This is a genomic window from Mycoplasma tauri (assembly GCF_016925555.1).
Taxonomy (GTDB): domain Bacteria; phylum Bacillota_I; class Bacilli_A; order Mycoplasmatales; family Metamycoplasmataceae; genus Mycoplasmopsis; species Mycoplasmopsis tauri.
The window spans coordinates 584,967-611,891 of the sequence record NZ_CP070479.1; the positions used below are offsets into that span (position 1 = coordinate 584,967).

Sequence of the window (26,925 nt, forward strand, 5' to 3'; positions counted from 1 at the left end):
AAAGTAAGTGTTTTTAATAATTAGTGAGTATAATTTATTAAAAATAACTTTCAATTTTGGAGGAATAATGAGAAAAGAAATTAGAACAAGATATGCACCAAGTCCCACCGGCTATTTGCATATTGGTGGAGCAAGAACTGCACTTTTTTGTTATCTTTTTGCAAAACATTTTAATGGAACATTTATTTTTAGACTTGAAGATACAGATGTTAAACGTAATGTTGCCGATGGAGAAAGAAGTCAACTTGAAAATCTTGCTTGATTAGGCATAATACCTGATGAAAGTCCATACAAACCTAACCCAAATTGTGGAGCATACAGACAAAGCGAAAAAATTGCTAGATATCAAGAAATTGCTAAATTTTTAATTGAAAAAGGTATGGCTTATAAGGCTTATGACAGCTCCGAAGAGCTTGAAAAACAACATGCAGAATCAGATGCAAAAGGTATAGCTTCATTTCGATATGATCCAAACTGACTAAAAATAAGCGATGAAGAAAAGAAGAGAAGAGATGAAGCCGGAGAGTATTCTATAAGAATTAGCATGCCTAAAGGTGAAGTTTATGAATGAAATGATATTGTAAGAGGACAAATTTCATTTTCATCTGATGATATAGGTGATTGAGTTATTCAAAAATCTGATGGTTATCCAACATATAATTTTGCAGTTGTTGTTGATGATCATGATATGCAAATCTCGCATGTTTTAAGAGGCGAAGAACATATTACTAACACCCCAAAGCAATTAAGCATATATAAAGCTTTAGGGTGAGAACCACCTTTATTTGGCCATCTTACTGTTATAACTAACATGGAAGGTAAAAAACTTTCTAAAAGAGACACTTCTCTTAAACAATTTATAGAAGATTACAAAAAAGAAGGTTATCACCCCCATGCTATTTTCAATTTCTTATCGCTCCTAGGATGAACAAGTGCTGATAGTGCTGAAATTATGAATCATGAAGAAATTATTCAAAAATTTGATCCTGCAAGATTAAGTAAATCTCCTTCAAAATTTGACATTCAAAAAATGCAATGATTTTCTAAACAATACTATAAAACAATGAAAAATGAAAAAATAATAGAAAAACTTAATCTCCAAAACACTGAGTGAATGAATTTATTCATTGATACATTTAAGCAAAATTCTTATACTTTAAATCAAATAATAGAAGAAAAGAAAAAATACGACTTCCCTGATCAAAATAAGCCACATTTAGATAATGAAGACCTAGAAGTTGTAAAAGTATTTTCAAATGAATTAAGAAATGTTGACTTTTCTGTTAGTGAAATAGCTAATGCGATTTCTGAAACATCCAATAAAACAGGTAAAAAAGGTAAAAAACTTTTTATGCCTATTAGGCTAGCTACAACGTATTCTGAACATGGCCCTGAACTAGCAAAATCAATTTATTTATTTGGAAAAGATTTAATTATTAAAAGATTAAACGAATGAAAATAATTTTTAAATCGCTAGTTAAGCAACCAAATGTAGAAGATACACATGTAAATATAGAAGTTCAAGCTAACTGTGAAACATTTGTTGACGATAAATTGAATGAATGAAAAATTTTTACATTCAAGGAAAGTGAAAATGACATAGCTGTAAGATTTGAAATTTCTACTAATAAATTAAGAATTTATAGAGATAACGCGTCTTTAATTTTTGAATTAGGTGTAAAAAATCATAATTCAACTATAGATACTTCAAGTAAAACATTTATTCCTATTACGACACTATTAAAATCTATAGATTTTGAAAAAAATAAAGCTAATTATGAACTTTATATACAAAATAAAGAAAGTAACTCTGAGGTGTTGATTTCCGAATGCTTTGTTGAACTTGAAATAAAAAAATAGTCCAAACAAGGGCTATTTTTTGATTGATGATTATTATTTACTTTTGTTTTCTTCTGCTCTAGCAGCTCTTCTCTTGTCACGCGCTTCTTCTAATCTTAATTTATGTACTCTTTTTGCAGCACGTAATTTGTTTTTAATTCTTGTTACTTTACGCATTATTGCTCGCTTTCATTTCTAAATTTTAAGTATTATAAATTTTAGCATAAAAAAGTTATTTTAAATCATTATTTTTATTGACTATTTTAAGTTTAAATATTCTTTTATTTCTTTAACTTTATCAAGTTTTTCTCATGTAAATTCATTATTTTTTCTCCCAAAATGACCATAACATGCTGTGTTTTGATAAATTGGTTTTCTAAGTTGTAATTTATCAATTATTGCTTTTGGTCTTAGGTCAAAAATTGAATTTATAACTTCAATTATTTTATCATTAGAAATTACTCCAGTACCAAAAGTATCTATAAAAATTGAAACTGGTGATGCTACACCTATAGCATATGAAACTTGGATTTCTATTTTTTTAGCAACACCAGCAGCCACTAAGTTTTTAGCAATTCATCTACATGCATAAGCAGCTGAACGATCAACCTTTGTTGCATCTTTACCACTAAATGCTCCGCCACCATGATGTGCTGATCCACCATAAGTATCTACTATTATTTTTCTGCCTGTTAAACCTGCATCTCCAACGATACCACCAATTACAAATCTTCCTGTTGGATTAATCAAAATTTTTAAAGGAGTATCAAGATTATACTCCAACAACACTGGTTTAATTATTTTATCTTTTATCACTGTTTTAAAATTATTTTCGTCAAAATTTTCACTATGTTGACATGAAAATAAAACTGTATCAACAGAAACTTTATCTCCAGTATAATCTAGCGTAACTTGAGTTTTCATATCCGCTTTAGCATCCTGGAATTGACCATTATTCCTTAACTCATTAGCTTTATAAATTATTTTGTGAGCCAATGTTATTGCTAATGGCATGTATTCTGGTGATTCATCAGAAGCATAACCAAACATTATTCCTTGATCTCCGGCGCCAATTTCATCATCATCTAAAACAACACCTTGGGCAATATCAGGGCTTTGTGTTTTGATATTAGTCATAACTTTTATGTTTTCGTTTCTGTAACTGTCGTCAATAGAATAAAGAACTTTAAGTGCTTTAGTTTTAAAATCTACTATAGCGTTAGATGAAACTTCACCAGTTATGTAAATTTGATTACCTGATGCTACAGTTTCAATAGCCACTCTAGAATTCTCATCTTGTTTTAAATATTCATCTAAAATTGCATCACTAATTTGATCACAAATTTTATCTGGGTGTCCTGGTCCAACAGATTCGCTTGTAAATAATATTTTGTTCATAAAAAAAAACTCCTTAAATGCAAATGCATAAAAGGAGTTTACCTGCTTTAATTATACTAAGCATGTTGGATTTTATTCCCTTGCTATCCACCTTACTACTGCAGGTTGGCTTGTTTCACAGCTAGCTAAGCTCCACAACTCTTTATGCATTCTTATGAAAGAATTTTAACCTAAAATTTTAAACACGGCACAAAATATTTCATTTTTAGTTTTTTTTCTCGCTAAGGTTGTGATTTTGAGGTTTAAAAAAGTTTTTAAAAGACTCTTTGTAATGAATCCACATTTTTGAATCTGATTTATAAAATTTAATTTTTTCATTAGATTTATAAAGATAAAACTTATCAGATAAAATTCAAAAAAGTATAAATATAGACATTAAAACTATTCCTAAAAAGATAAAAATAAGTATATGGAAAGGTCAAATTAAGAAAGGTATTGTTTTAAGTATGTCATTATACTCATCTAAAGCAAAATAGAAATAATTGGTCTTTCATTCTTTTGGTGTGTTCAATGTGTTTGTAATGTAATTTATTACAAACATTGTTAAACATAGTGTAACAAAGAGAATTTGTGTCACTACAGAATCTTTAAATTTGTAATCAAAAGTTGAAATTGCAAATAGAACAAAAGGCATTATAAATACAAATAAATGAGCTAATAAATAGTCCCAAAACCAATAATTATCAGCACCAGTATTAACACCTATATTAGGTACAAAAAGTGCTATTATTGCAGCAGGAACTGCTATAAAACCATAGTATTTAATAATTTCAATTTTGTTAAAAATAAACGAAATCGATATAAAAAGAATCATTATCCTACATAAGTGAAATGGCAATACTTCATATTTGTATTCATAATCAATAATATAAACTAGTGAACCTCTTCAGACTATTCCTAAAAGTAATAATAATCCTAAAATTCTTCAAAATAGATGTTTTGGCACAAACAATATTTTATTTTGTCTACTGTAGTTTTCCTTAATTATTTTTCTAAATAAACAAATAATTATTGCACTTACAAAAAATAATGCAACTAATAAATAAAAAATTGATTGTGATGCGATAGCTCCTATTCCATTTTTGAATGTTCATGTTCCAGCTATATTGTTTTCTAACAATAATTCAGATCTAAAAAAATTAGACACTAGAATCCTCCTCCGAAACCAAGTTTTGTTAAATCTGAAAAATTACCACCTTTAATTTTCTTTGCCATTTCTGACATATTCTTGCTCATTTGCTCAAAATCGTTAATTAACTTATTATACTCTTGAGCACTTCTGCCTGAACCAGCCATTATTCTTTGTTTTCTTGAAGATTGCTTTAATAATTTAGGGTTCTTTCTCTCTTTTTTAGTCATTGAGTTAATTATAATTTCATATACTGCAAGTTTTTGCTCTGCTTCAGTAATTTTGTCAGAATCTATTTTTTTAGATAATCCAGGAATTAATTTTAAAATTTTAGACATTGAACCAAGTTTCTTTATTTGATTAAGATTGCTCATTAGATCATCAATTGTGAAGTTTCCTTTAAGCATCTTTGCAACCATGTTATTAGCCATTGAAGGATCAATTACTTCCTCAGCTTTTTCAATTAAACTCATAACATCACCCATGCCTAGGATTCTATCTGCCATTCTATCAGGATAAAATAAGTCAAGATTGCTAATTTTTTCACCAGTACCAATGAATCTAATTGGTAATGCTAATACTTTTGATAAACTAAACGCAGCACCACCACGAGCATCAGAATCAAGTTTTGTTATAACTGAACCTGTTAATTTTAATTTGTCATAGAATGTTTGTGCAACATTTAATATATCTTGGCCACTAAGAGCATCAACTACAAGAAAAATTTCATTTGGAGAAGCAATTTTTTTAAGTTCAAATAATTCATTCATCAAAGGCTCGTCAACACTTAAACGACCAGCAGTATCTATAATTATTAAGTCATTTTTATTATCATGCGCAACTTTTAAAGCATCAGAAACGATTTCTTGTGCAGAAACATCAGTGCCTTTTTCAAAATAATCAACTTGAATACTTTTAGCAAGCGTTACAAGTTGTGCAATAGCAGCTGGACGATAAATATCTGCAGCAACTAAAAGCGGTTTCTCAACTTGCTTCTTTTTACGTAAATAATATGCGATTTTAGCACAAGCTGTTGTTTTACCACTACCTTGTAAACCAGCCATCATAATAATGTAAGGTTTACTATTTATTTGAATTGGTCTAACTTCTTTTCCCAAAATTTCTACAAGCTCTGTGTGGACGATTTTAATCATAGTTTGCTCTGCATTAAGAGTTCCTACTAAATTAGCTTCTAAAGCTTTTGTCTTAACGTTTGCAATAAAATCCTTAACTACTTTCAAATTTACGTCAGCTTCTAACAAAGCCATTTTAATATCTCTTGTTACCGCTAAAATGTCTTCTTCATTTACAACGGTTTTGCTTGCCATTTTTTTAATTGATTTCTGAATTCTATTTTCTAAAAAATTTAGCATAAGACCTCCAAACAAATTAGGTTCTAATTAATAATTGAAATTGTATATAAATTTCCTAAATTTTTATAACCGATTTTTTGATAAATCTTAGATGCCTTGTGGTTATCATCATTGTAGAAGAGAACAGCTTTTTTTCCTTTTTTAGCTATTTCATTTGTTAATTTATAAACACATTGAGATGCATATCCTCTTTTTCTGTAATCTGCTAGACAAAAAACACCACCTATAACTGATACATATTTTGTTTCTATTAAAGATCCAGCATGGGCTACAACTTTATTATCTTTTTGAACAATAAATGAATTAAAAACACCTTTTTTATAGGATTCTTGGTAAATATTTAATTCTTGATCATAGTTAGAAATAAGATCTTTAAACTCATCAATATGCATTCTAGACTGAACAATCATTGGTATATGAATATAGCTAGCTTTTATAGCATCATTGGAATCCATATATATTGTCTTATCACATGCTGCTAATGTTTGTTTATGAATTTTAAATCTATTTGTATCATCATTGAAAAAAGATTCAAAATGTTTATAAACACTTTCATTTATGTTTATAGTTTTTATTTTATATTTTTCAATTAAGTCTTTTAACTCATTCGTTGAAACCAATTTATATGGATCATAAATCAAAAGGGTTGAATAATAAACAAGAGCAATTGAATCTATCAATTCCTTTTCATTTTTATGCAATAAAATAGGCATAAAAGGCGAATCAATTCCATAAGTTTCAATATCTCCGATGAAGAAAAAATTTAATAATTTTTCTTGTTCTAAAAAAGTCATAATTTCTTCATAATCATGTTTAGTTGCTTTATTAAAAAAACTCATTATAAACTCCCATTTTTTAAAAAAGCACCCTATCTAAGAGTGCTAATTATCATTTTAAGTAAAACAAGAAATTATTCTTTAATTGATGCTAACTCAATATCTATAACTTCTTTAAGTGCCTCAAGTTCAGCTAATGATAATGTAACGCCTTTGCTTGAACGTGTGTGATCTTCACTTCAATCTCTAATATCATACTTAGGCTCTCCGCCGTTTCATGAAATTAGATTTAATTCCTTCTTAAAGCCACCAGGTGTTGTTGAAATCACACCTAAATGACGGACAATTTCATTTGAAATTTGTGGTTTCTTGTATGCCATTTATAGCTCCTTAATCATTGCTTTTTATTTATTACTGTTAATATAATATATTAGTTTTAATTTTAAAATATTATTTTATATTAATATTAATATTTATATTATTATATTAAATTTAATTTTAATAACTGTAAATGCTTAAAACACACACAAAAAAACAAATAAGAAATTAGAAAAAAATATAATAACCAATATTTTCTAATGATTTTATAATACCAATAGGGAAAGGGTTTATATGAATATAGATTTAGAACTTATTAAACAAAAAATTCCAAGTAATATTTTTGAAAAAATTTCAAATATTAAACTTATTTATAAAGGTTTCCACAATTATACTTTTAAATGTTTATATAAAAATGAAATGTGCCAATTGCGTATACCTCCATCTAATTTAGTAAATCATGAAATCGAATCTATAATTCTTCAAAAATTAGAAACAACACTTTATTATAAAAATGGTGTCTTAATTAGAAAGTGGTTTGAAGGCGAAACTCTTGAAAATGTTAACATGAGTGCTAAAATTCAAAAAAATGTAATAAATAAAATTAAGCAGTTTCACACATTAGATGTAGATGTGCCCGAAATTAACTTTTTTGCCTATGGAAAAGGCACAAAAAGATATCAAGAATTAGTTAAAAAATACACAAATAAAGCCAATTTGGTCACATCTCACTGCGACTTATCTGCCAAAAATATTTTAATAAATAAATATAACGATATTGAACTTATTGATTTTGAATGAGTAAGAAAAGCTCATCCTTTTTTTGACGCTATTACTTTAGTTCAATCTCAAGGATTTGACAAAAAGATAGTTAAGGAAATGTTCAAAATTTCGGAAATTGAATTTGATGAAATGAGCTATATTACAAACGAATTTAGAGAAAATGCATATAAAAAAACATACAGTAATATTCTGATTAATGAAGATACTAAGAAACTTAATAATGGGTACACTAACACTTCATATGTTAAAAATGATTTATTTATCCAAAAAAAGAATAAAAATGGTTTTAATCATTTAAATCCGCTAAAGATTTTTAATGATTTAGAATGCGTAGAAAACGTTATTTATGAAGATGATGAAATAATAGTTCGTAAATTTATAAACAACAAAGAAATAGATTTTAATGATGAAATTATTCAAAATAAAATTATTAAATCTATAGCTGAAGTGCATTTAAGTAAAATTAAATTACCAAAAAACCAGATTGCTATTCGAATTGAAAAATATTTAAGAAAGTTAAAAAATCATTCTAAATTTAATGAAATTTTTAATAACGAAATAAAAGATAAAATCGTTAAAAATGCTTATGAATTAACTAATGAAGTCGCTAGTCACAATGATTTAAACCGTGAAAACATAATCATGAATACAAGTGGAAAAATAAAATTTATTGACTTTGAATATTCTTCTATGAATTCAAAATATTTTGATTTAGCTTACCATTGTTCAGACCTTGATTATGATAAAGACTCAGAGTTGAGAATTTTAAATTTTTATTCTAAAAATACCAAATTTGAATTAGACTTAAATGAATACTATAGAGTTAAAGCAATAGTTAATTTCTATGGCATTTCATGATCATTAACTTATAATCCTAACTTTAATTTTGACTGATTAGCCAAACATGTTTTGACTAATCTTAAATATTTAAAGTAGTTTTTGTAAAAAAATTTTTAAAAATTTAAATTAAAATGTTTTTCATGCCTCTTCTTTCTTTAATTTTATAGAAATAATGAATTGCTTTCTAACTTTACAATTAAAATGATTTGATTTTTTTACTCCAAATGATAGAAAAAAATCATTAAAACTTATATTTAGCAAATTTTTAACTAATCTTCAAACTATATGTAATAATTAATATATTATATTTATATATAAATATATATATATATTGGAGACTATATTTATGAGTAAATCTTCTAATGAAAAGAAAAGTAAATTAATTAAATCTGCGATCATTATTGGAGCAATAACAGCAGTATCACTACCTCCAATTTTAATCGCCTCTTTAGATAATTTGAGTCCTACTGAAATAAAAAGAATAGTTGAAGAAATTAATTCTTGAAATATTAAAGTTAATGACCAGATTTTAACATTAGACAATAACCAACATTCAGTTGATACACTTGAAAAAAGCATTGAAGATGCTGAAAAAGTGTTATTTGATGCGGAAAAAGCTATTAATAGTTTAGATAAAGAAGAATATAAGAAATATTCAAAAATCCAAAATGCTTTATCAGATACTAAAGCTAATTTAGCTATTTTAAAAGATAAAAAAGATGCTTCGAAATCTGTTTTAGAAAACAATAGAAAAAAATTAGATTTAATTGTTAAAGAAGCTACTGAAACTTCAAAAAAAGCTATAGAATTAGCAGAAAATACATTAGAAATTGATCTTGAGGGTTTAAAAGCAGCCAATAAAGAACTTGAAGCAGCCCTTAATGAAGTCAATGAAGCTAAAGAAAAAGCCAAAGATTCAGCAAAACATATAGATAACTTAATACTTTTAGCTAATAAAGTTAAAGTTGCAGAAGATAAAGTTGCAGAATTTATAAAAGAAATTCAAAAATTATCTAAAAAACAGTTAAATGATAAGTTCAATAAAGAAGTTCAAAAACATATTGATGCTTTAAAACAAAAAAATAATGAATTTAATCCAAATGATATGGATCTTGATTCTATTAGTGCATTTAGTAAATCACTTGAAAATGAAGTTACAAAAGGTAAAAGAGTTTATGAATTTATTAATAAACAAAATGTTGATGATAATACAAAAGCTAAAAATGAAGAATTAAATAAAGTTATATCTGATTCAGAAAACATATCTAAAAAACTCGAAGAAAAAGCATTAGAAATTAAAAGCGATATCGATAGCAAAATAGAAGCATTAAAAAATATAATTAATCAAGCTTCAAGCAATATTGATTCACACAATGATTTTGATGCTTTAAAAAAGGAATTTGAAGCTTCAAATGAGAGAATAGATGGCGAAATTTTAAACTTGGCCAATAAAGCACAAGAAGTAAAATACCATGATGCCAAAAATATAATTGAAGAATCGAAAACTAAGGACATTGAAAACAAAACTAAAGCTTTAAATAAAATGAAAGCTTTAGTTTTAGGTATTTTAGATGAATCTTCAAATTTAAAACCAGAGCAAATTTCTAAATTTAAAAATGAAATAGAAAATACTACCTTACCAGAACAATTAGAAGCAATCAGAAATGATATTCAATTAACAAATAAAAAAGAAAAAGCTAAGGATAATTTGAATAGTGGATATGGTCTTTTAACACCTGAATATAAAGAAAATTTAAACAACTTGATTGATAAAGCAGAATCTGAACAACAAATTAATGATATTCTTACACAAGCTAAAGAATTAGTTGACAAAAAGAAAACTGCACAAAATTCAATTGACAATGATTTCGAACACTTGTCTGATAATCAAAAACAAAATTACAAAAATGAAATATCATCTGCAGATTCAAAAGATAAAGTAGATGAAATTTTAGCTAATGCTAAAACACTAAACGATGAGAAAAAAGAAAAAATAGAAAACATTGAAAAACTTGAAAAATTAACTGAAGAAGATAAAAATAGATTTAAAGAAGAAATTAAAAATTCTGGTACATCTAGTGAAGATGAACAACAAGAAAATACACCATCTAAAGTTTTAGAAAAAGCTATTGAATTAAATGATTCCAAAAAAGATGCTTTAGATAAGTTAGAAAAACTAGAAAACATTACAAATAAAGATTCAATTAAAGAACAAATAAATAATGCTAACACAAAAGAAGAAATTCAAAGAATAATACTAGATGCTGAAGCTTTAAATAAAGATAAAAGTGATGCTAAAGAAACTATTAATAAATTAGATAATTTATCTCAAAACGAAAAACAAGAATATATAAATCAAATCAATAATGCTTCTGAAAGCACAAACTTTGAAACTATAAAACAAGAAGCTACTAACAAAAATCAAGAAAAAGGTCAATTAATTAATGAAATTGACTCTCTTGATTTTGCAAATAATTCTAAGGCTCAATTTAAACAAAATATTAAAAATAAATCTCTAGATGAAGCAAAAGCATATTTAGAAGAGTTGAAAACTTTAAATAAAAACAAAAATGAAATTAAACAATTAATAGAAAATCCTCAAAACAATATTCCTGAAGATGTAAAAAACAGACTAAAAGAATCATTAACTAATGCTGCTACTAAAGATGAAATTGATAATGTTAAAAAAGATGTTGAATTAGAAATAGAAAAACAAAAAGCTATTAAAGAAATTAAAGATCTTAATATCCAAGACAAAAATAAAGAAAAAGAATTCATTGATGCAATCAGTAATTCAAGCGATGAACAAGAAATTAAATCTATTGTTGAAGCTGCTAAAGGTAATTTATTAGAAGCAGCTAAATTAAGAGCTGAGTCAAAAATTAAAAAAATAGATTTCATTAGTGATGTTAAAATTCAAGAAATAAAAAATGAGCTAAAACAAATAAATGATTCAAATAAAGATCAAATATTGCAGAAAGTCGAAGATCTTTTAATTGAAAACAATAAGAAAAAAGAATTATTTGAATCTAATATTGCTAACAATTCAGACTTATTTACTCCAGAATATATTAACCAAATTAAAACTAATATAAAAAATGAAGATAATGATCAAAATTTAACAAAAATAAAAGATGATTTTATTACCTTAAACAACAATAAAAAAGATTTAAAAGAAAAAATTAATAATAAAAGTGATTTTAAATACTTAGGTGATAATAACATAGAAAAATTTAATAAAGAACTTATCCAGAAAGTAAATAATGAAGAAGTTGAGCAACTAAAACAAGAAATAAATGAATTAAATAATATTAAAAAAGATTTATTTGAAAAAGTAGAAAAATTAGATGGTGTTTCAACTGAAGAAATTAATGAAGCTAAAAATAAAATTAAAGAAGCTCCAGATAAAGATGAAGCTTTAAAAATATTTGAAGAATTAGAACATAAGTCTAAAAAAGAAAATGCTAAAAAGGAAATTGAAAAATTAAGCAATTTATCAAAAGAAATTGCCCAAAAACACTTTATAGATCTCATAAATAAAGCAAATAAAGATGATATAGATAATATTGTAGAAAATGCAAATAAAATCAATAAAATAAATGAAAATAACATTAATGAATTAAAGAAATTACCACTATTAAATCAGAACTACTTAACAGATTCAGAAAATAAAATTAAAAATAATACTTCTGATAGTATGCAAAATTCAGTTCTTAATGTTTCTAGAGAGTTATCAAGGAAAAAAACTGAAACACAAAATGAAATAAAAAATCAACAAAAATCATTAACTGAATCTCAAAATGAAGTAATACAATCATTATTAACTAATGCTAATAATGATAATGAAATTGAAAATGTTAAAAAAGAAGCTGAACTTTGAAACATCCAAAATGAAGCTCAAAAATACTTAGAAAACACAAACAATATTTATCTTAATGATCAAGAAAAGACCCAATTACTAAGAGAAATTAAAGATTCCAGAGAATCTGCAGTTGCTAAGGCCAAGTTCGACGAAATCAAGAGAAAAAATGAAATAAAAAAAACATATTATAATGATCTTGATGCTTACAAATCATCATTTGTTGATAGTGTAATAGAAACAAAAAAACTTGAGATCAAAAACAGTGATGAAAATAATGCAAAAATAATTCATGACGAATTGAAAAATTTAGATACAAATTTAAAATCAGCTAAGACAAATGGCAATAAATTAATTGATAATGAATTCAATTCTAATTCCATTAATACTTCTAGAAGAGATTTTTATAAAAACTTAATTTCAGAATTAAAATACAATGAAGAACTTCTTGCAAAAAATAACAAAGAAGATTACATGAAGCAAGAAATTAACAAAATAGTAGAAGTAGCCAAAAAAGAAGCAGTTCTTTTTAGCAACAATGACAATCGCCTACTTCTTAATGATTCAGAAAAAAATAATTTTAAACAAGAAATTAACAAAATTGCTTCTAATACAATGTCAAATAAGACAGAAGCTTTAAACAAAATCCAAAAAATTCTAAGTAATGTTGACCAATTACACAAAGATAAAGAAAACATATCAAAAAAAATTGATAGATTATCTTTTGTAAAAGAAGATTTAAAAAATAGAGCTAAAAGTAATATTAAAAATCAAACTAAAAAGCAAGCTCAAAATAAATTAAATGAGTTAAAAAAACTAAACACTGAAATAAATAAATCGATCAAAAGACTTGATACTGCAGAATTTTCACAACTATCTCCTGAAAGTAAAAATAATTACAAACAAGAAATTAAGAATGTTAATGCATTAAATAATATACAGCCAATTATTAATAGAGCTAAAACAGAAGTTAATTTTATTAAAGCTAAAAATAGAATAAGCGAAATTAATAGACTTTCATTTTTAAGTCGTGACGAAAAAAATCAACTTATTAGAGAAGCTCAACAATATTCCAACCATGATGATTACAATAAAATAAATCAAAAAGTTGATGAAGCAATAAGAAAAAATACAGAAAAAAATAATTGAATTAAAGAAATCAGAAAATATGATTTACTAACTCAAATTTGAAAAACTAATAGTGAAGATTATATTAAAGTAAATAGTTATGAAGTTGCAAAAAATAGATTTAATAAACTAAAACAGGCACAAGAATTGAAAAAAGAAAGAGAAAGAAATATAAATTCTCTTCCAAATGAACTGCCAAGTTGAGTTAAAAACCAATTAATTGAACAATTAAAAAGTAAAGATTATATTGACAATTTTAGCAATTATGATACTAAACACTTAAATGACATTAGTGCCGAAATTTTGGAATGAAGAAATAGCGGTCCAAAATATATTACTAATTATAATAACTTAAATAGTATTAAAGATATCATGAATGAATTTGCTATGAATGACAAAAATAATCATAATTTGCAAACTCATTACAATAATTTTAAAACTTTTATTCAAAACAATACACTTGTACCCGGCAATAATAAGGATAATTTGAGAAATAAGAAAAATGCCATTGAAAGAGATATTGTCACTCATTTCGATACATTTAATCAAGATGTAGTTTCATTTCTTGAAAATATTAAAACAAATGCTTCAAGTAATCTTGTTAATACTATCAACCAAAATGATGATTTTAATGGAATAAAACAACAACTAAAAGATGAATTAGGAAAAGTAAAAACACAGCTTAATAGTTGGAATCAAAAATTGGAAAATATTAAAAATAAAGCAAATTCTATAAGTCCAATTCATAACTTAAATGAATATCAAAAGGCAAAAAGCAAAGAACAAGAAATTCAAAATTGACTTAATAAAAAAATGGAATTGGTTGACAAATATGCAGCATTGATAGAAAAAGTTAAAAGTAGCCCATATTTAAAGACTAGAGATAAAGAAAGACTGGAAAATAAAATTGAAAGTCAAGGATTTGAAAAAGACAGCCTTGATCAAAAATATAATCTTTTAGATAAAGAAATTAATGATGAAATTAGAAAAAATAAAGACATTGTGGATGCTTATATAACTGCCACAAATGATCTTCAAGAACATGCATTTAATTTAAGAGAATTTGAATCAATATCTAAAGAAAGAAATCTGAGCATTGCGCATCAGTCAATTATTCAAAAAAATGAGAAATTAGTTCAGAAATATAGAGCTGAACAACAAAAGAATTTGGAAGATGGAAACTTACATGTTTTAACTGAAAAAATAAGAAAATCAAATGAGACTATTGAAGAATACATTAACAGACTAAGAGATACTAAAACTTATGTTGAAAAATATGGTGCAACTAGCGAAATAAAAAATGCTGCATGAAAAAAATATTATGATTACATAGTTGAAAAAACTAGAAATTATCAAGGCGGAAAAGAAATCAATCTTTTTACAATACTTGGAAATAGCGGAAATCAAGATGATAGTCAATATAAAAGTTTGGTCATAGATGTTTTAGACAAAACTTACTTAGAAGTAGAACGTCTTGTATTTAAAAAAGAGATAATCAGATTAATTGGTAATGGAAAATGATCTATGCCAGATAATGAATCACCTGCATTTGGCGAAAGTGTTGAAACTAAAATAACCAATGCATATATTGAGAATCCACATGTTCACTCAAAAAATGAAGCTAGATTAATTCTGGATCCAAAGCATTATCATTCAAAATATGAAAATAATTTAATAGTAAATTATAGAACAGATACATGAAAAGATAACGATGTCACAGCAAACAATACAAAAAGAGGATATTATGACTTTTGATCTAAAGGTATCAAATTTAGTTACAATGGTTATGGTCAAAAAGAACATAAAATTGAATATAGACTAAAAATTAAGAGAAAAGATAATAGAACATGATTTGTTATTAGAGCATTACCTGATAAACAACTTTATGAAAGTGGAAAATCTCAATCATGAGTAACACAAATTGATACTAATAGCAAAAATTGAGTCACAGAGTCTGACCTTGAATTAATTAATAGTTAATTAAAAACAAAGTTTATATGCAAAAGGTTATATTAACCTACAAAAATAAATTTATATAATGAAAACGTATAGAGCTATTTTATAAGCCTATATTTTTTTAATCATTTTAGAATTAAAATAAATAATAAGCTAAGCAACATTTTGAGCTTAGCTTACTTTTTAGAAATGTATATAACTAATTTAGCACTTATACCATATATTGTTCTTGTTATGTGTGTAAGTAATATGAAGATTTAAATGTATTTTATGTTGTTGAACTTCACTAGCATAGATTAATTTTTCTTATTATTGTTGTTGTTGTTAATATTTCTTTTTGATGAAATAAATCTTTCAATCTCATATAATGTTTTAACAATTGTTTCTTGTTGAAAATCAACCACAACACTATCATCTTTTCGATATGAAAGACCTAAATTATGTCTTAAATACTCTGTTTTCTTAATATATAGATCTCAACTAGCCTTTTTAACTTCATTATTTGGGACATTGTTATTGATGTATTTTTCAACATCTATAAAAAGATTTATATATTTGCCAATAACATCTTTTTTTCTTGTAATTTCAATAACAATACTTTTAAAATTTTTGCCTTCAAAGTATTCATTAAGTTTTTCATCAAAACTAGAAATTATTTTTCTATATTTTTGTATTATTAATTTGTGACTAGAACTTAGAGATGAATAATGCCTTATGCTATATGTCTCTAATGATTTAAGAGATATTTCGAAATTGCTTTTAACTTTTGAATAATCATTAAATATTTGATAATTTTCATTTATTTTATTATTGATCTTACTTACTATTTTCATTAAATCAGTTTTAGATTTTGCTTTACTATTTAAAATTTTATTTTCAAATAGTAATTTATCATTCGTATTAAGATATTTTGAATTTTTAACTTTTAATAAAAGATAATCATATTTATAATTTTTTCTAGTTCTTTTCCATTTTAGATTTATTGATAATAAATCTTTATACAGTTTATCGAGTTCTTTTTCTAATTCTTGGACTTGAGCAATATCTTTTATATTTTTAAGTTTTTTTTCTAAGTTTTCTTTATCTTTAGTTCCTAAGGAATCAAATAGAGTGTTATTTTTTAGTTTTTCATTGAATTGTTTTTTAGCTTCTTTTAGAGCAACAAAGGTGTTTTTTATTTCTTGATATTTTGATTCTTCATCTTCATTTATAATTTTTTGCTTAATCTCTTCAATATATTCAGGAGTAAATAAATCTGAATCTTTGATATTTTGTTCGAATAAATCTTTTTTATTCTTGTTTTTACTAACAAGATTTCCAAGTTCCTCAGCTATTTGACTTTCATCCTGTAACTTTTTGATTTTTTCGATTGCTTTTAATTTTGTTTCATCACTAATAAAATCTAATAATTCTATATCAGATTCTGCTTTCAATTTAGCAGCTTCTAACTCAAGACCTTTTGCTTTTAGTAATAAAGACTCAATTTCTTTTTTACTACTTGCTTCATTTATTAAATCTATAAATTTTTTTCAATTATCATCTTCAGCAACAATTATCTTTATTTCATCAATAGCTTTTTGCTTTTCTACTTCTAATTCATCTTCCTTTTCATTTGTTGATTTAATATTATTTTCTATTTCTTTTATTAATTTTGCAACTTCATCTTCAGCAACTTTAACTTTATTAGCTAAAAGTATTAAGTTATCTATATGTTTTGCTGAATCTTTGGCTTTTTCTTTAGCTTCATTGACTTCATTAAGGGCTACTTCAAGTTCTTTATTTGCTGCTTTTAAACCCTCAAAATCAATTTCTAATTTATTTTCTGCTAATTCTATAGCTTTTTTTGAAGTTTCAGTAGCTTCTTTAACAATTACATCTAATTTTTTTCTATTGTTTTCTAAAACAGATTTCGAAGCATCTTTTTTATCTTTTAAAATATCTAAATTAGCTTTAGTATCTGATAAAGCATTTTGAATTTTTGAATATTTCTTATATTCTTCTTTATCTAAACTATTAATAGCTTTTTCAGCATCAAATAACATTTTTTCAGCTTCTTCAATGCTTTTCTCTAGTGTATCAACTGAATGTTGGTTATTGTCTAATGTTAAAATCTGATCATTAACCTTAATATTTCAAGAATTAATTTCTTCAACTATTCGTTTAATTTCATCAGAACTTGAATTATCTAGACAAGCAACTAAAATTGGCGGAATCGATGCTACTGTTACTGATCCAGTAACTATTGCCGCTTTAATTAGTTTACTTTTCTTAAAAGGTTTACTCATAAATATAATCTCCAAAATATGTAGATATATATTAATAAACCTATAAAATAGTTGTTTTTGCTATTTTTAGATTACTAATTAATATTTACATATATTTTTTTAATTAAAATATTTATTTCGTCTAATGATATTTTTCTTATCTCGTATACGCCTTTAACATTAAATAGTTTTTCTGCTTCAATATTGAATATGTAATCATTTTCATTATTAAGACTTCCATTATTAAAATCACTAGCTATGGAACTAAATTCTCCTTTTTTGTTTGGATCATTATTTTCTGGTCAAACAAAACTCATATTATATAACTTGCCTTTATTCAAATTATATTTCTCACTGTTTGTAGCTTTTATATTAATTGATACTGAAGGAGATACATAATGTCTGCCATCAGGGTGACTAACATTATCTAAACGTATCTTGACACTGGAAATTTTTAAGCCTATAACTTCCTCTATAGCTAATTCAATAATTTTGTCAACCGATAAATTATTTTTAGCTTCTTCTAGTAATTTTTTATATTTTTCTTGTGACTTTTCATTAAGTTTATTATTCAATGATTCAATTCTTTTTATTGCATTTTCTTTAAATGCTATAAGTGTAAGGGCAGAAACTTGATCAAAATCATTAGCTTTTAATATTTTTTCTATATGTTTTTCAATATCTTTATTGTCTAAATCAATAAAGATTTTTAAGTCACTACAAGACTTATCTTTAATGTTTGCTAGAGCAAATGCATTTTTTATTTTTTTAATTGTTAGTAATTGTTCAATTTGACTTTTTACTGTATTTTTAAATTCAACAGGTAAATTTTTAAGTGTTGCAACATTATTAATATTCTCTACTTTTGTAGCTAAAAGATTTACTTCTTCTATTGTTTCCAAAGCTTCTACTTGTCTAATATATTTATTTTTGTCTTCAGCAGTTAGATTAGAACCAAAAGAAGTATTAATACTCTTAATAACATTATTAATTTCAGTTGCTAAAGTTAAAATATTTGCAATACCGCCTTTATCACTGTTTTCCAATTTGTTTTTTAATTTATCTTTTAATTCTTTTGACAAGAAATTTAAATTAGCAATACTATCTTTAGCTTCAACATCTGCAGTTACATTTTTTTGACTATTCATAGAGCAAGAAATTGTCAATAATGTCAACATTTTTGTAAATATTATAGGTGTTAACATTATTGATAACTTAAGTGTTTTTTTCATTTCTTACTCCATGTGTATTTAATACTTTCAAACTAACCTAAAGTATAAATAGCAAAAAAAAAAAAAAAAGATTTTTTTAAAAAATTTCCACAATTAGTTAATTTAATTTAAATTTCCAAAATTTCAATAATTGTTATTTTTTATTTTTATACCTATTTTATAGTCATTTTTGATTTTAATAGAACAAAAAAAGTAATAAAAAACACAAATATATTACTTTGTGTTTATGAAAAATAATTTTAATTTTTTTTATTTTTATATTGAATTAATCTTGGATTTTCTCTATAACCTCTTCCTTCTTTGGCCTGAGGCTTACCATTTAAAACTGTTGCATCAGCAGAAAAGAAGCAACCAAATTTAAAAATTGATTGACCAACGCCATAAGAATCAACAGGGGTATTAGCTTCTTCAAATTTTTTGATTTTTTCAGGATTAAAACCTGATGAAACTATAATTTTTACATCTTTAGCTCCTGCTTCATCAAGCGCTTTTCTCAATCTTTTTACTTGTTGAATACTTACACCATAATTTTCAGGTTTATCTTCATCTCTATCAAACATATGATCAAGCATATTTTTTGAAGTATCGATTCTAACGCCATATAATTTAGATCCTAAAGCTTCAAATGATTCAAGTGACTGAGCAATTACATCATTATGATAATCAACTAAAGAAATAATTTTTTCATCTTTGTGGACATCAGCATAAGCTTTCATTGCTTCTCCTGTATTTCCATCAAAATTTTGAATAAAAATATGAGGGACTGACCCAAAAGGGGATTCTTCATTCCCAACATTTTGAGCATCAGTTGACATAGATGTTATTCCTGCAAGCGCAACAGCTTTTCCATCTATTTCTTGCATTAAATAATGGTCGGCTCTATCGCCCATAAAAATGATATTTTTACCATTAGCAGCCAAAACACACTCACGAGCATTTGTTGCAATAGAAGTGCTCCTTGTTAATATTCCATCTATTATTCCTTCATAAATGCCAAAGAATTCATACTTTCCAATTAATTCAAGAACAACTTCACGGTTTTGAATAATCGTACCATCTTCTAAATATCTGATTTCATATTTAGAAGTATCAGTATGTTTTTCTAAAAAATCCAATACTTCTTGCATTCCAGCAAGCAATGAATTGTCTTTTCTTTGGAAAAACTGAAGTGTTATTACATTATCTGGTCTATGTTTTTTAATTACTTGCTTTGTTTTTTCAAAATAGGTAGCAGTATATTTAATAATATCTTTTGACATTTTAATTCCTAACTATGAGTTTAAAAAAATAATACTTTAAAGCTATTATAATAATTTTATTATATTTAATGTAATTTCATTGTATTTTAAAAATACACTAGAATAAAAGAAAATTGTTTTACATGATTACTAAAAAATAAAAGCAAGTAAAACAACATTTTATGTTTTAGCTTGCTCCTAAAAAGTATATTTGATTTAAATGATCAAATTCTACTTAAATTATATTATTCCTAAATGAACAAATAAACCTAATTTATAGTGTTATATGCTTTGTATTACTATCTGAAAATTGGAATAAAAAGATCAAATTAATAATATTTGTTTATTGACATTCATTATTTTAATATATTGATTTTAAATAATCAATAACTTTATTTTTTGAATTTAAATTCTAAACTAAAAATATATGTAATTTTTAAATAAAAAAAATCGCTAGGTTATACCAAGCGATTATAAAAAATATTATTGAATTTTAACTATTTCAGATTCTCTTTCTAATAAGTTATTTTTTGTATCTCCAGAAATTAGAACAGAAGTTACTTTATAATTACCTTTTTCATTATTATTATATTGATGATCTGAAGATATATCAAATGTTACTGTTCCACCTTTATCTACTTTTCTTATGTGATAAATAAGTTTCTTACTTTTATCACTTTGGTCTCAATTATCAAATGGTGCTGCATATTCTTCATAAACTCTTCCATTTCCATTATCAATAAGCATTTTTAAGCGCTCTCATTTAATTTTTTCATAATTATCTTTTGATGTTGATAATGTTAATGTTAAATAATTACCATCTCTTTGAAATTTAACAGGTGTCAATTTATTAAGTGATTTTGAAAATGCATCTCTTTCTTTTGCATTTGCTTCTTTAATAGCATCATCTAAAATTGCTTTTGCTGATAAATATGAATCTTTTGTTGAATTTGTTTTAGTTTTTGATTCTGCACTAGTGATTGCTGTTACTAATTTTGATTTTATGTCAGAGTATGATGGATTTGTTTCAAGTCTAGCCTTAAGTTCATTAGCTTTTGATAACGATTCTTCAAAATCTTTTTTAGCTTTTTCAAATTCTCTTGCTTCAGCTTCTTTTTGAGACTTGATTTCTTCATCTTTAGCAGTTTTTTCTGCTTTTGCAGCTTCTAAATCTTGATTTAGTTTTGATTCTGCTTTTATGTATAGTTCTTTAGTAGGTTTATCTGTGATTGTTGATTTAGCAGTTTCAATAGCTGTTGTTAGTTTTTGGCTTATTGTAGTGTATTCATTACCATCACTTTTTAATGATTCATTAAATGACTCTGCATTCATAAGTGTTTCTTCATATTTAGTCTTTGCTGCGTTTAACTCTTCTGCTTCTTTTTGTTTCATTTGTTCGGCAGCATCAACTTTCATTTTTTCATCTTTTGCTGTTTTAATTGCAAGATCTAATTCACCTTTAGCTTGATTGTATAAATCTTTTGTTGCATTTGTTTTAGTTTTTGATTCTGCATTAGTTATTGCTATTAATAATTTTGATTTTATGTCAGAGTATGATGGATTTGTTTCAAGTCCAGCCTTAAGTTCATTAGCTTTTGATAACGATTCTTCAAAATCTTTTTTAGCTTTTTCAAATTCTCTTGCTTCAGCTTCTTTTTGAGACTTGATTTCTTCATCTTCAGCAGTTTTTTCTGCTTTTGCAGCTTCTAAATCTTGATTTAGTTTTGATTCTGCTTTTATGTATAGTTCTTTAGTAGGTTTATCTGTAATTGTTGATTTAGCAGTTTCAATAGCTGTTGTTAGTTTTTGGCTTATTATATTGTAGGCATTGTTATCACTTTTTAATGATTCATTAAATGACTCTGCATTCATAAGTGTTTCTTCATATTTAGTCTTTGCTGCGTTTAACTCTTCTGCTTCTTTTTGTTTCATTTGTTCGGCAGCATCAACTTTCATTTTTTCATCTTTTGATGTTTTAATTGCAAGATCTAATTCACCCTTAGCTTGATTGTATAAATCTTTTGTTGGATTTGTTTTAGTTTTTGATTCTGCACTAGTGATTGCTGTTACTAACTTTGATTTTATGTCAGAGTATAGTGGATTTTCACCAAGTGAATTTTTTAACTCATTAGCATCAGTAAGTGATTTGGTATATTCTTTTTTAGCATTTTCTAATTCTTTTACTTCAGCTTCTTTTTTAGTTTCATCTAATGCTCTCTCTTGTTCATTGGTACAAGAAACAGAAATAATTGGTAAAGTTGTTGTGGCCACAATTGGTAATAGGCCAAGTATACTTTTTTTGTTCATGATTCTATATTTTTCCTTAATTGTTCAATTTTTCCACTATTATACATCCATGTATTTATATTCATATATATATATATATATATATATATTCAGAAAATATGAAAAATATCCACATTAATCATTCTTATAAATTTTTAACTAAATAGTACAAAAAACATATAAGCCCATAAGATACTAAAAAAAGTAAGCTAGATATGTTTATATCTTTAGCTTACTTTTTTAATTAAGTCTATTTTATATTAATTTATGTTAATGCTTAACTTAATATTTTTGTATTCTTCAGTAGATTGATTAGTCACACCATTAGCAATTTTCTTTGTTCCATGTAAGAACTGTGAATACTCAGAATTTAAAGAAGGTCTTCTTGACATATCAACAAAGTAAAACTCTATTTCCATTCCGGTTGTTTTATTTTCACTTTTTATCAATTTATAATTGTGCGAGTTTTTAAAGTAAGCGGAAATTGGACGAGATGAAAAAAAGTTTTTTTGTTCTTCTTTTTGAAATCTACCTAAAGCAACTATTCTATTAAAATCTTTTAAAAATTTAACAATTTTTGAGCCTTTTAAATTAACTATATCTCATTTTCAAGTACCTATTTTATAATTTAAAAAATTAGCATCAGTTACAGATTTTATAATTCCATTTTCATATTTTTTATTTTTAATAAATGCTTCAAAGTTTTCTTTATTAACTTTTTGAGCATATTCTGGCCATTCCTTTTGCATTAATTCAATCAATTTATCAACAATAATATTGTTTATTTCTTCTAATAATGGATAAATTGATTTCTTTGCTTCATCCTCATCAGAATATTTCTTGGTTAATGCTTTTTCTAATTCAGGTAATTTAGCTTTTAATTTTTGAACTTGTTCTTCTTTAAATTGATCTTTATATTCTTCAACTAATGGGAATGTATTTGTTGAAGGATCAAATAGTACATTGACATCTTGATTTTCAATATCTTTCTCAAAATATGCATTATAAGTATTAGATAATTCGCTAATTGATTTTACACTAATACCTTTTTGTGAATTATCCACAGCGGTTTTTACTGATTCTTCTCATTGAGCTATTTTATCCTTAAATTCGTCAATTTTTGAAAAATCTTCCCATTTTGTAAGATCATCTAAATAAGATTTCATTTCTGTAGAAATTTTCTCTAATTCTTTGATTGCTTCCGCATAAGTATTTTTATCAGTATTGAAAAATTGTAAGTGTCTATTTATTGTTTTCACTAAATCATCATACTTAGAATAAAGATACATAATTTTTTCTAATTCTAAATTGAGATTTGAATATTCAACATTTTGCTTATTGCCTATTTCTTTAGCATTTTTATATGTTTCATAAGCTTCTGATAATTCTTTATTAAAGTTGGTTAAATCCTGATCTAAATCAGAAACATTTGCAAAAAAGTCAAGAGCTTTCTTATTTGCATCTGACATTTTTTTAAACTCAGCAGCCTTAGAAATAAATGGGTATTTTTTAGAATCACTATTTTCAAAATAATTAACTCTTGAAACATGACTTGCTAATTCATTATAGTTTTTTAATTTTATTTCAATTTGTCTAAACTCATTACCATTAAAGAATTCTAACAAACCTTTAATACCTAAAGATTTTTTGATTTCTTCATTAAAAGTATTAACAGCTTCAGAAACTGGTTTTTGGTATTTAGGTCAAACTATTTGTTGTGATTCTTCACCTTTTTTTGTATATTTATAGCTTTCAAACTTTGAAGAAGGTATTGAAACTTTTTTGCCTTCTTTCATGGTTTCAACAAGTTTATAATTAGAGTTAAAATTATTTCATCTATCAATTAAATCTTGCATTAATTTACCATTATTTTCAACTAATGAAGAAACATCTTTAATTATTGAAACTATGAAATTATTTCATTTTTCACTAACTTGTTCAAAATTAGTTAATTTCTCTAATTCACTTATTTGATTATTAATAATTCTTGAATAACTTTCATTTAAAAAACCAAATAAAGTGAAGAAGTCTGCTAATTTTTTGTTATTTTTAATAACAGTATTTACACCTTCAATATTTGTTATATTTTGTTTTAAAGAATAAATTTTTTCATTATAAAATTTTCCAAATTCTTCTTTTTTAGAATTGTAGTAGTTTATTTTTTGTTGAAGTTTATTCTTATTATCATTTGTGCTTCTTTTTTTATAAGTGTCTAATAAGCTAGATATATCATTTTTAAAGCCTGATAAATAATGATAATTCAATTTTAATTTACTATCAATATCACTTAATGCTTCTTCCCCACTTTTAATAAGGCTATCATCAAGTGCTTCTACATCATCCTTCTTCTTGTCACCAGCAGTTTTTGAATCGCCACAAGAAGAAGACACAAAAACTAGTGGTAATGTCGCAGAAGCTGATAAAGATAATATTACTTTATTAATTTTTTTCATAATTAACTTCTCCTTTTATTAAATTAATAAATATTCATGTCAAAATGAATATTGTTAAATTATATATTATTAAATATGATTAGGAATCTTATATTTATTTTTAAATTTAATAAAATTATAATCATGAAAATAGTTTTAGCAGGTACTCCGGACTTCGCAGTCCCAATTTTTGAAAAAATAATTAACAATTTTAATGTAGTAGCAATTATTTCACAACCGGATAGACCTAGTGTTAGAGGTCATAAGATCGTCCCTACCCCCGTGAGAGTTTTAGCACAAAAGTATAATATTCAACTTTTTCAACCTGAAAAAATTGGACAAATAGCTGAAGAATTAAAGACTCTTGACTATGATTACTTAGTAACAGCTGCTTTCGGGCAATACATTCCAAATTCAATTTTGTCAATAGCAAATAAGCTAAATTTGAACATTCATGGTTCATTATTGCCTAAATATAGAGGAGCAGCTCCTATCCAGCATTCGTTATTAAATGGCGATAAAGTCACTGGCATTTGTTTAATGGAAATGATTAAAGTCATGGATGGGGGTGATATTTTTGCTAAAAAAGAGATTGAGATTAGTGAAAATGATACAGCTAGCACATTATTTGAAAAATTGAGTTTTATTGCAAGTGAAAATATAGTCCAATGATTAAAAGATCTTGACAGTGGTTTATTAAAAAGAGAAATTCAAGATGAATCACAAATCACACTAAGTCCAAAATTAGAAAAAGAACAAGCTCTTATTGAAAATAGTTTAACATGTGAACAGGCTATAAATAAGATTAGAGCATTTGAAATGAATCCAGGAGCTTATGTTATCGCAAACGGTAAAAGACTTAAAGTTTATTTAGCAACTAAAAAAGAATTCAAAAATGCTCCTAAAATTGAATTATCAGATGGCATAATTTATGCCATTGATTATCAATTTGAAAGTAAAAAGAGAGTTAAGTTAATTAAATAGTTTTTATCCCAAAATACCTATCAAAAAGCTAAAAATAAAAATCAGTCTTTGCTGATTTTTTATTATTTTCTTTTAATTTCTTTTAAACGAGCTGATTTACCAGCACGATCTTTCATGTAGTATAATTTTGCTCTTCTAACTTTATTTGAACGAACTACTTCAATAGCTGCCAATAAAGGTGAGTGAAGAGGAAATGTTCTATTAACTCCAACACCAAATGAAACTTTTCTAACTGTAAATGTTTCTCTTGTGCCTGATTCTTTTTTACTAATTACTAAGCCTTCAAAAACTTGGATACGTTCTTTACCAGCTTCACGAATACGCACATGAACTCTTACATTATCACCAACACGAAATTCTGGGAAGTCTGTACGTAACTGACTTGATTCTACTAATTCAATTAATTTATTTCTCATGATTTATCCTTTCAATAATGTCTGGACGATTTTTCAACGTCTTTTTATATTGCTCTTTTTTCCTTCATTCATAAATTTTTGCATGATGTCCACTTAATAAAACATCTGGAACTATCATACCTTTGTATTCTCTTGGCCTAGTGTATTGTGGATAGTCAAATAATCCTTCTCCTTCGAATGACTCTAATTCATGGCTTTCTTTTTTTATAACGCCATCAACTAGCCTAATAATAGCATCTGCCATCACCATTGAAGGAAGCTCTCCGCCAGTTAAGACATAATCACCAATTGATAATTCTTCATCAACAAGTGAAACAACACGTTCATCGAAACCTTCATATCTACCAGAAATAAAAGTTATTTCATCTAATTTTGAAAGTTCATGAGCCTTTGACTGAGTAAATTTCTTGCCCTGTGGAGAAACAAGAATTTTATAACCTCCACGACTCTTAAGCGACTCTAAAGCTTGATCAATAGGAGGCACCATAAGAAGCATACCTTGACCGCCACCATAAATTATGTCATCAACTTGTTTATATTGACCAATACCAAATTTACGAAAGTCAACAATTTTTACTTTAACAAGCTTATTTTTAATAGCTTTATTAACTATTGATTCTTTTTTAAAAGCGTTAAAGTATTTTGGAAAAAGTGTTAAAAAGTTAATTTTCATG

General features: G+C 25.6%; 18 protein-coding genes. 5 read left to right on the plus strand and 13 right to left on the minus strand.

Features of this window, described 5'->3' with window-relative positions; genetic code table 4:
• Positions 1 to 67 precede the first annotated feature (67 nt).
• Positions 68 to 1,462 (plus strand): glutamate--tRNA ligase, encoded by a 1,395-nt coding sequence (gene gltX / locus JS510_RS02575; RefSeq protein WP_205517200.1) that lies wholly within the window; start codon positions 68 to 70, stop codon positions 1,460 to 1,462.
• Positions 1,453 to 1,860 carry a hypothetical protein gene (locus JS510_RS02580; RefSeq protein WP_205517201.1) on the plus strand — a complete coding sequence of 136 codons (408 nt, stop codon included), beginning with the start codon at positions 1,453 to 1,455 and terminating at the stop codon, positions 1,858 to 1,860. The genes gltX and JS510_RS02580 overlap by 10 nt, the downstream gene beginning before the upstream one ends.
• A 33-nt stretch (positions 1,861 to 1,893) precedes the next feature.
• Here JS510_RS02580 and JS510_RS03360 read toward each other — a convergent pair whose 3' ends face one another.
• From JS510_RS03360 to JS510_RS02605, 6 genes are all read right to left on the minus strand, one after another.
• Positions 1,894 to 2,016: a hypothetical protein gene (locus tag JS510_RS03360; protein ID WP_269802018.1), complete on the minus strand. Its 123-nt coding sequence runs from the start codon at positions 2,014 to 2,016 to the stop codon at positions 1,894 to 1,896.
• 81 nt (positions 2,017 to 2,097) lie between these two features.
• On the minus strand, positions 2,098 to 3,237 hold the full coding sequence (gene metK, locus JS510_RS02585) for a methionine adenosyltransferase (protein ID WP_205517202.1): 1,140 nt from the start codon (positions 3,235 to 3,237) through the stop codon (positions 2,098 to 2,100).
• Between the two features lie 205 nt (positions 3,238 to 3,442).
• Positions 3,443 to 4,384, minus strand: coding sequence for a YwaF family protein (locus tag JS510_RS02590; RefSeq protein ID WP_232840941.1), 942 nt, complete (start codon positions 4,382 to 4,384; stop codon positions 3,443 to 3,445).
• A complete protein-coding gene (gene ffh, locus JS510_RS02595) occupies positions 4,384 to 5,739 on the minus strand; it encodes a signal recognition particle protein (protein ID WP_205517203.1) in 1,356 nt (451 codons plus the stop codon). The genes JS510_RS02590 and ffh overlap by 1 nt, the downstream gene beginning before the upstream one ends.
• Positions 5,740 to 5,762: 23 nt before the next feature.
• The gene (locus JS510_RS02600) at positions 5,763 to 6,578 is read right to left on the minus strand and encodes a GNAT family N-acetyltransferase (protein WP_205517204.1); all 816 of its coding nucleotides are present in this window, start codon (positions 6,576 to 6,578) and stop codon (positions 5,763 to 5,765) included.
• A gap of 71 nt (positions 6,579 to 6,649) precedes the next feature.
• Positions 6,650 to 6,895 carry a YdbC family protein gene (locus tag JS510_RS02605; protein WP_205517205.1) on the minus strand — a complete coding sequence of 82 codons (246 nt, stop codon included), beginning with the start codon at positions 6,893 to 6,895 and terminating at the stop codon, positions 6,650 to 6,652.
• Between the two features lie 232 nt (positions 6,896 to 7,127).
• On the opposite strand from JS510_RS02605, the gene JS510_RS02610 reads away from it, so the two are divergent.
• A complete protein-coding gene (locus JS510_RS02610; RefSeq protein WP_205517206.1) occupies positions 7,128 to 8,552 on the plus strand; it encodes a phosphotransferase in 1,425 nt (474 codons plus the stop codon).
• Positions 8,553 to 8,802: 250 nt separating this feature from the next.
• Positions 8,803 to 15,423, plus strand: coding sequence for a Smc domain-containing protein (locus JS510_RS02615; protein WP_205517207.1), 6,621 nt, complete (start codon positions 8,803 to 8,805; stop codon positions 15,421 to 15,423).
• Positions 15,424 to 15,695: 272 nt separating this feature from the next.
• Here the strand turns inward: JS510_RS02615 and JS510_RS02620 are convergent, their stop codons facing one another.
• The 5 genes from JS510_RS02620 to JS510_RS02640 all read right to left on the minus strand — a co-directional run bounded on the left by JS510_RS02620 (position 15,696) and on the right by JS510_RS02640 (position 24,872).
• On the minus strand, positions 15,696 to 17,684 hold the full coding sequence (locus tag JS510_RS02620) for a coiled-coil domain-containing protein (RefSeq protein WP_205517208.1): 1,989 nt from the start codon (positions 17,682 to 17,684) through the stop codon (positions 15,696 to 15,698).
• 74 nt (positions 17,685 to 17,758) lie between these two features.
• Positions 17,759 to 18,895, minus strand: a complete 1,137-nt coding sequence (locus JS510_RS02625; RefSeq protein WP_205517209.1) for a hypothetical protein — start codon at positions 18,893 to 18,895, stop codon at positions 17,759 to 17,761.
• A 239-nt stretch (positions 18,896 to 19,134) separates the two neighbouring features.
• Positions 19,135 to 20,154, minus strand: coding sequence for a nicotinate phosphoribosyltransferase (locus JS510_RS02630; RefSeq protein WP_205517210.1), 1,020 nt, complete (start codon positions 20,152 to 20,154; stop codon positions 19,135 to 19,137).
• 462 nt (positions 20,155 to 20,616) lie between these two features.
• Positions 20,617 to 22,440 carry a Vmc-like lipoprotein signal peptide domain-containing protein gene (locus JS510_RS02635; protein WP_205517211.1) on the minus strand — a complete coding sequence of 608 codons (1,824 nt, stop codon included), beginning with the start codon at positions 22,438 to 22,440 and terminating at the stop codon, positions 20,617 to 20,619.
• Between the two features lie 239 nt (positions 22,441 to 22,679).
• The gene (locus tag JS510_RS02640) at positions 22,680 to 24,872 is read right to left on the minus strand and encodes an HsdR family type I site-specific deoxyribonuclease (RefSeq protein WP_205517212.1); all 2,193 of its coding nucleotides are present in this window, start codon (positions 24,870 to 24,872) and stop codon (positions 22,680 to 22,682) included.
• Positions 24,873 to 24,995: 123 nt separating this feature from the next.
• Between JS510_RS02640 and fmt the strand changes: the two genes are divergently transcribed.
• A complete protein-coding gene (gene fmt, locus JS510_RS02645; RefSeq protein ID WP_205517213.1) occupies positions 24,996 to 25,835 on the plus strand; it encodes a methionyl-tRNA formyltransferase in 840 nt (279 codons plus the stop codon).
• A 62-nt stretch (positions 25,836 to 25,897) separates the two neighbouring features.
• Here the strand turns inward: fmt and rplS are convergent, their stop codons facing one another.
• A complete protein-coding gene (gene rplS, locus JS510_RS02650; RefSeq protein WP_205517214.1) occupies positions 25,898 to 26,251 on the minus strand; it encodes a 50S ribosomal protein L19 in 354 nt (117 codons plus the stop codon).
• Positions 26,241 to 26,924, minus strand: a complete 684-nt coding sequence (gene trmD / locus JS510_RS02655) for a tRNA (guanosine(37)-N1)-methyltransferase TrmD (protein ID WP_205517215.1) — start codon at positions 26,922 to 26,924, stop codon at positions 26,241 to 26,243. The genes rplS and trmD overlap by 11 nt, the downstream gene beginning before the upstream one ends.
• Position 26,925 lies beyond the last annotated feature (1 nt).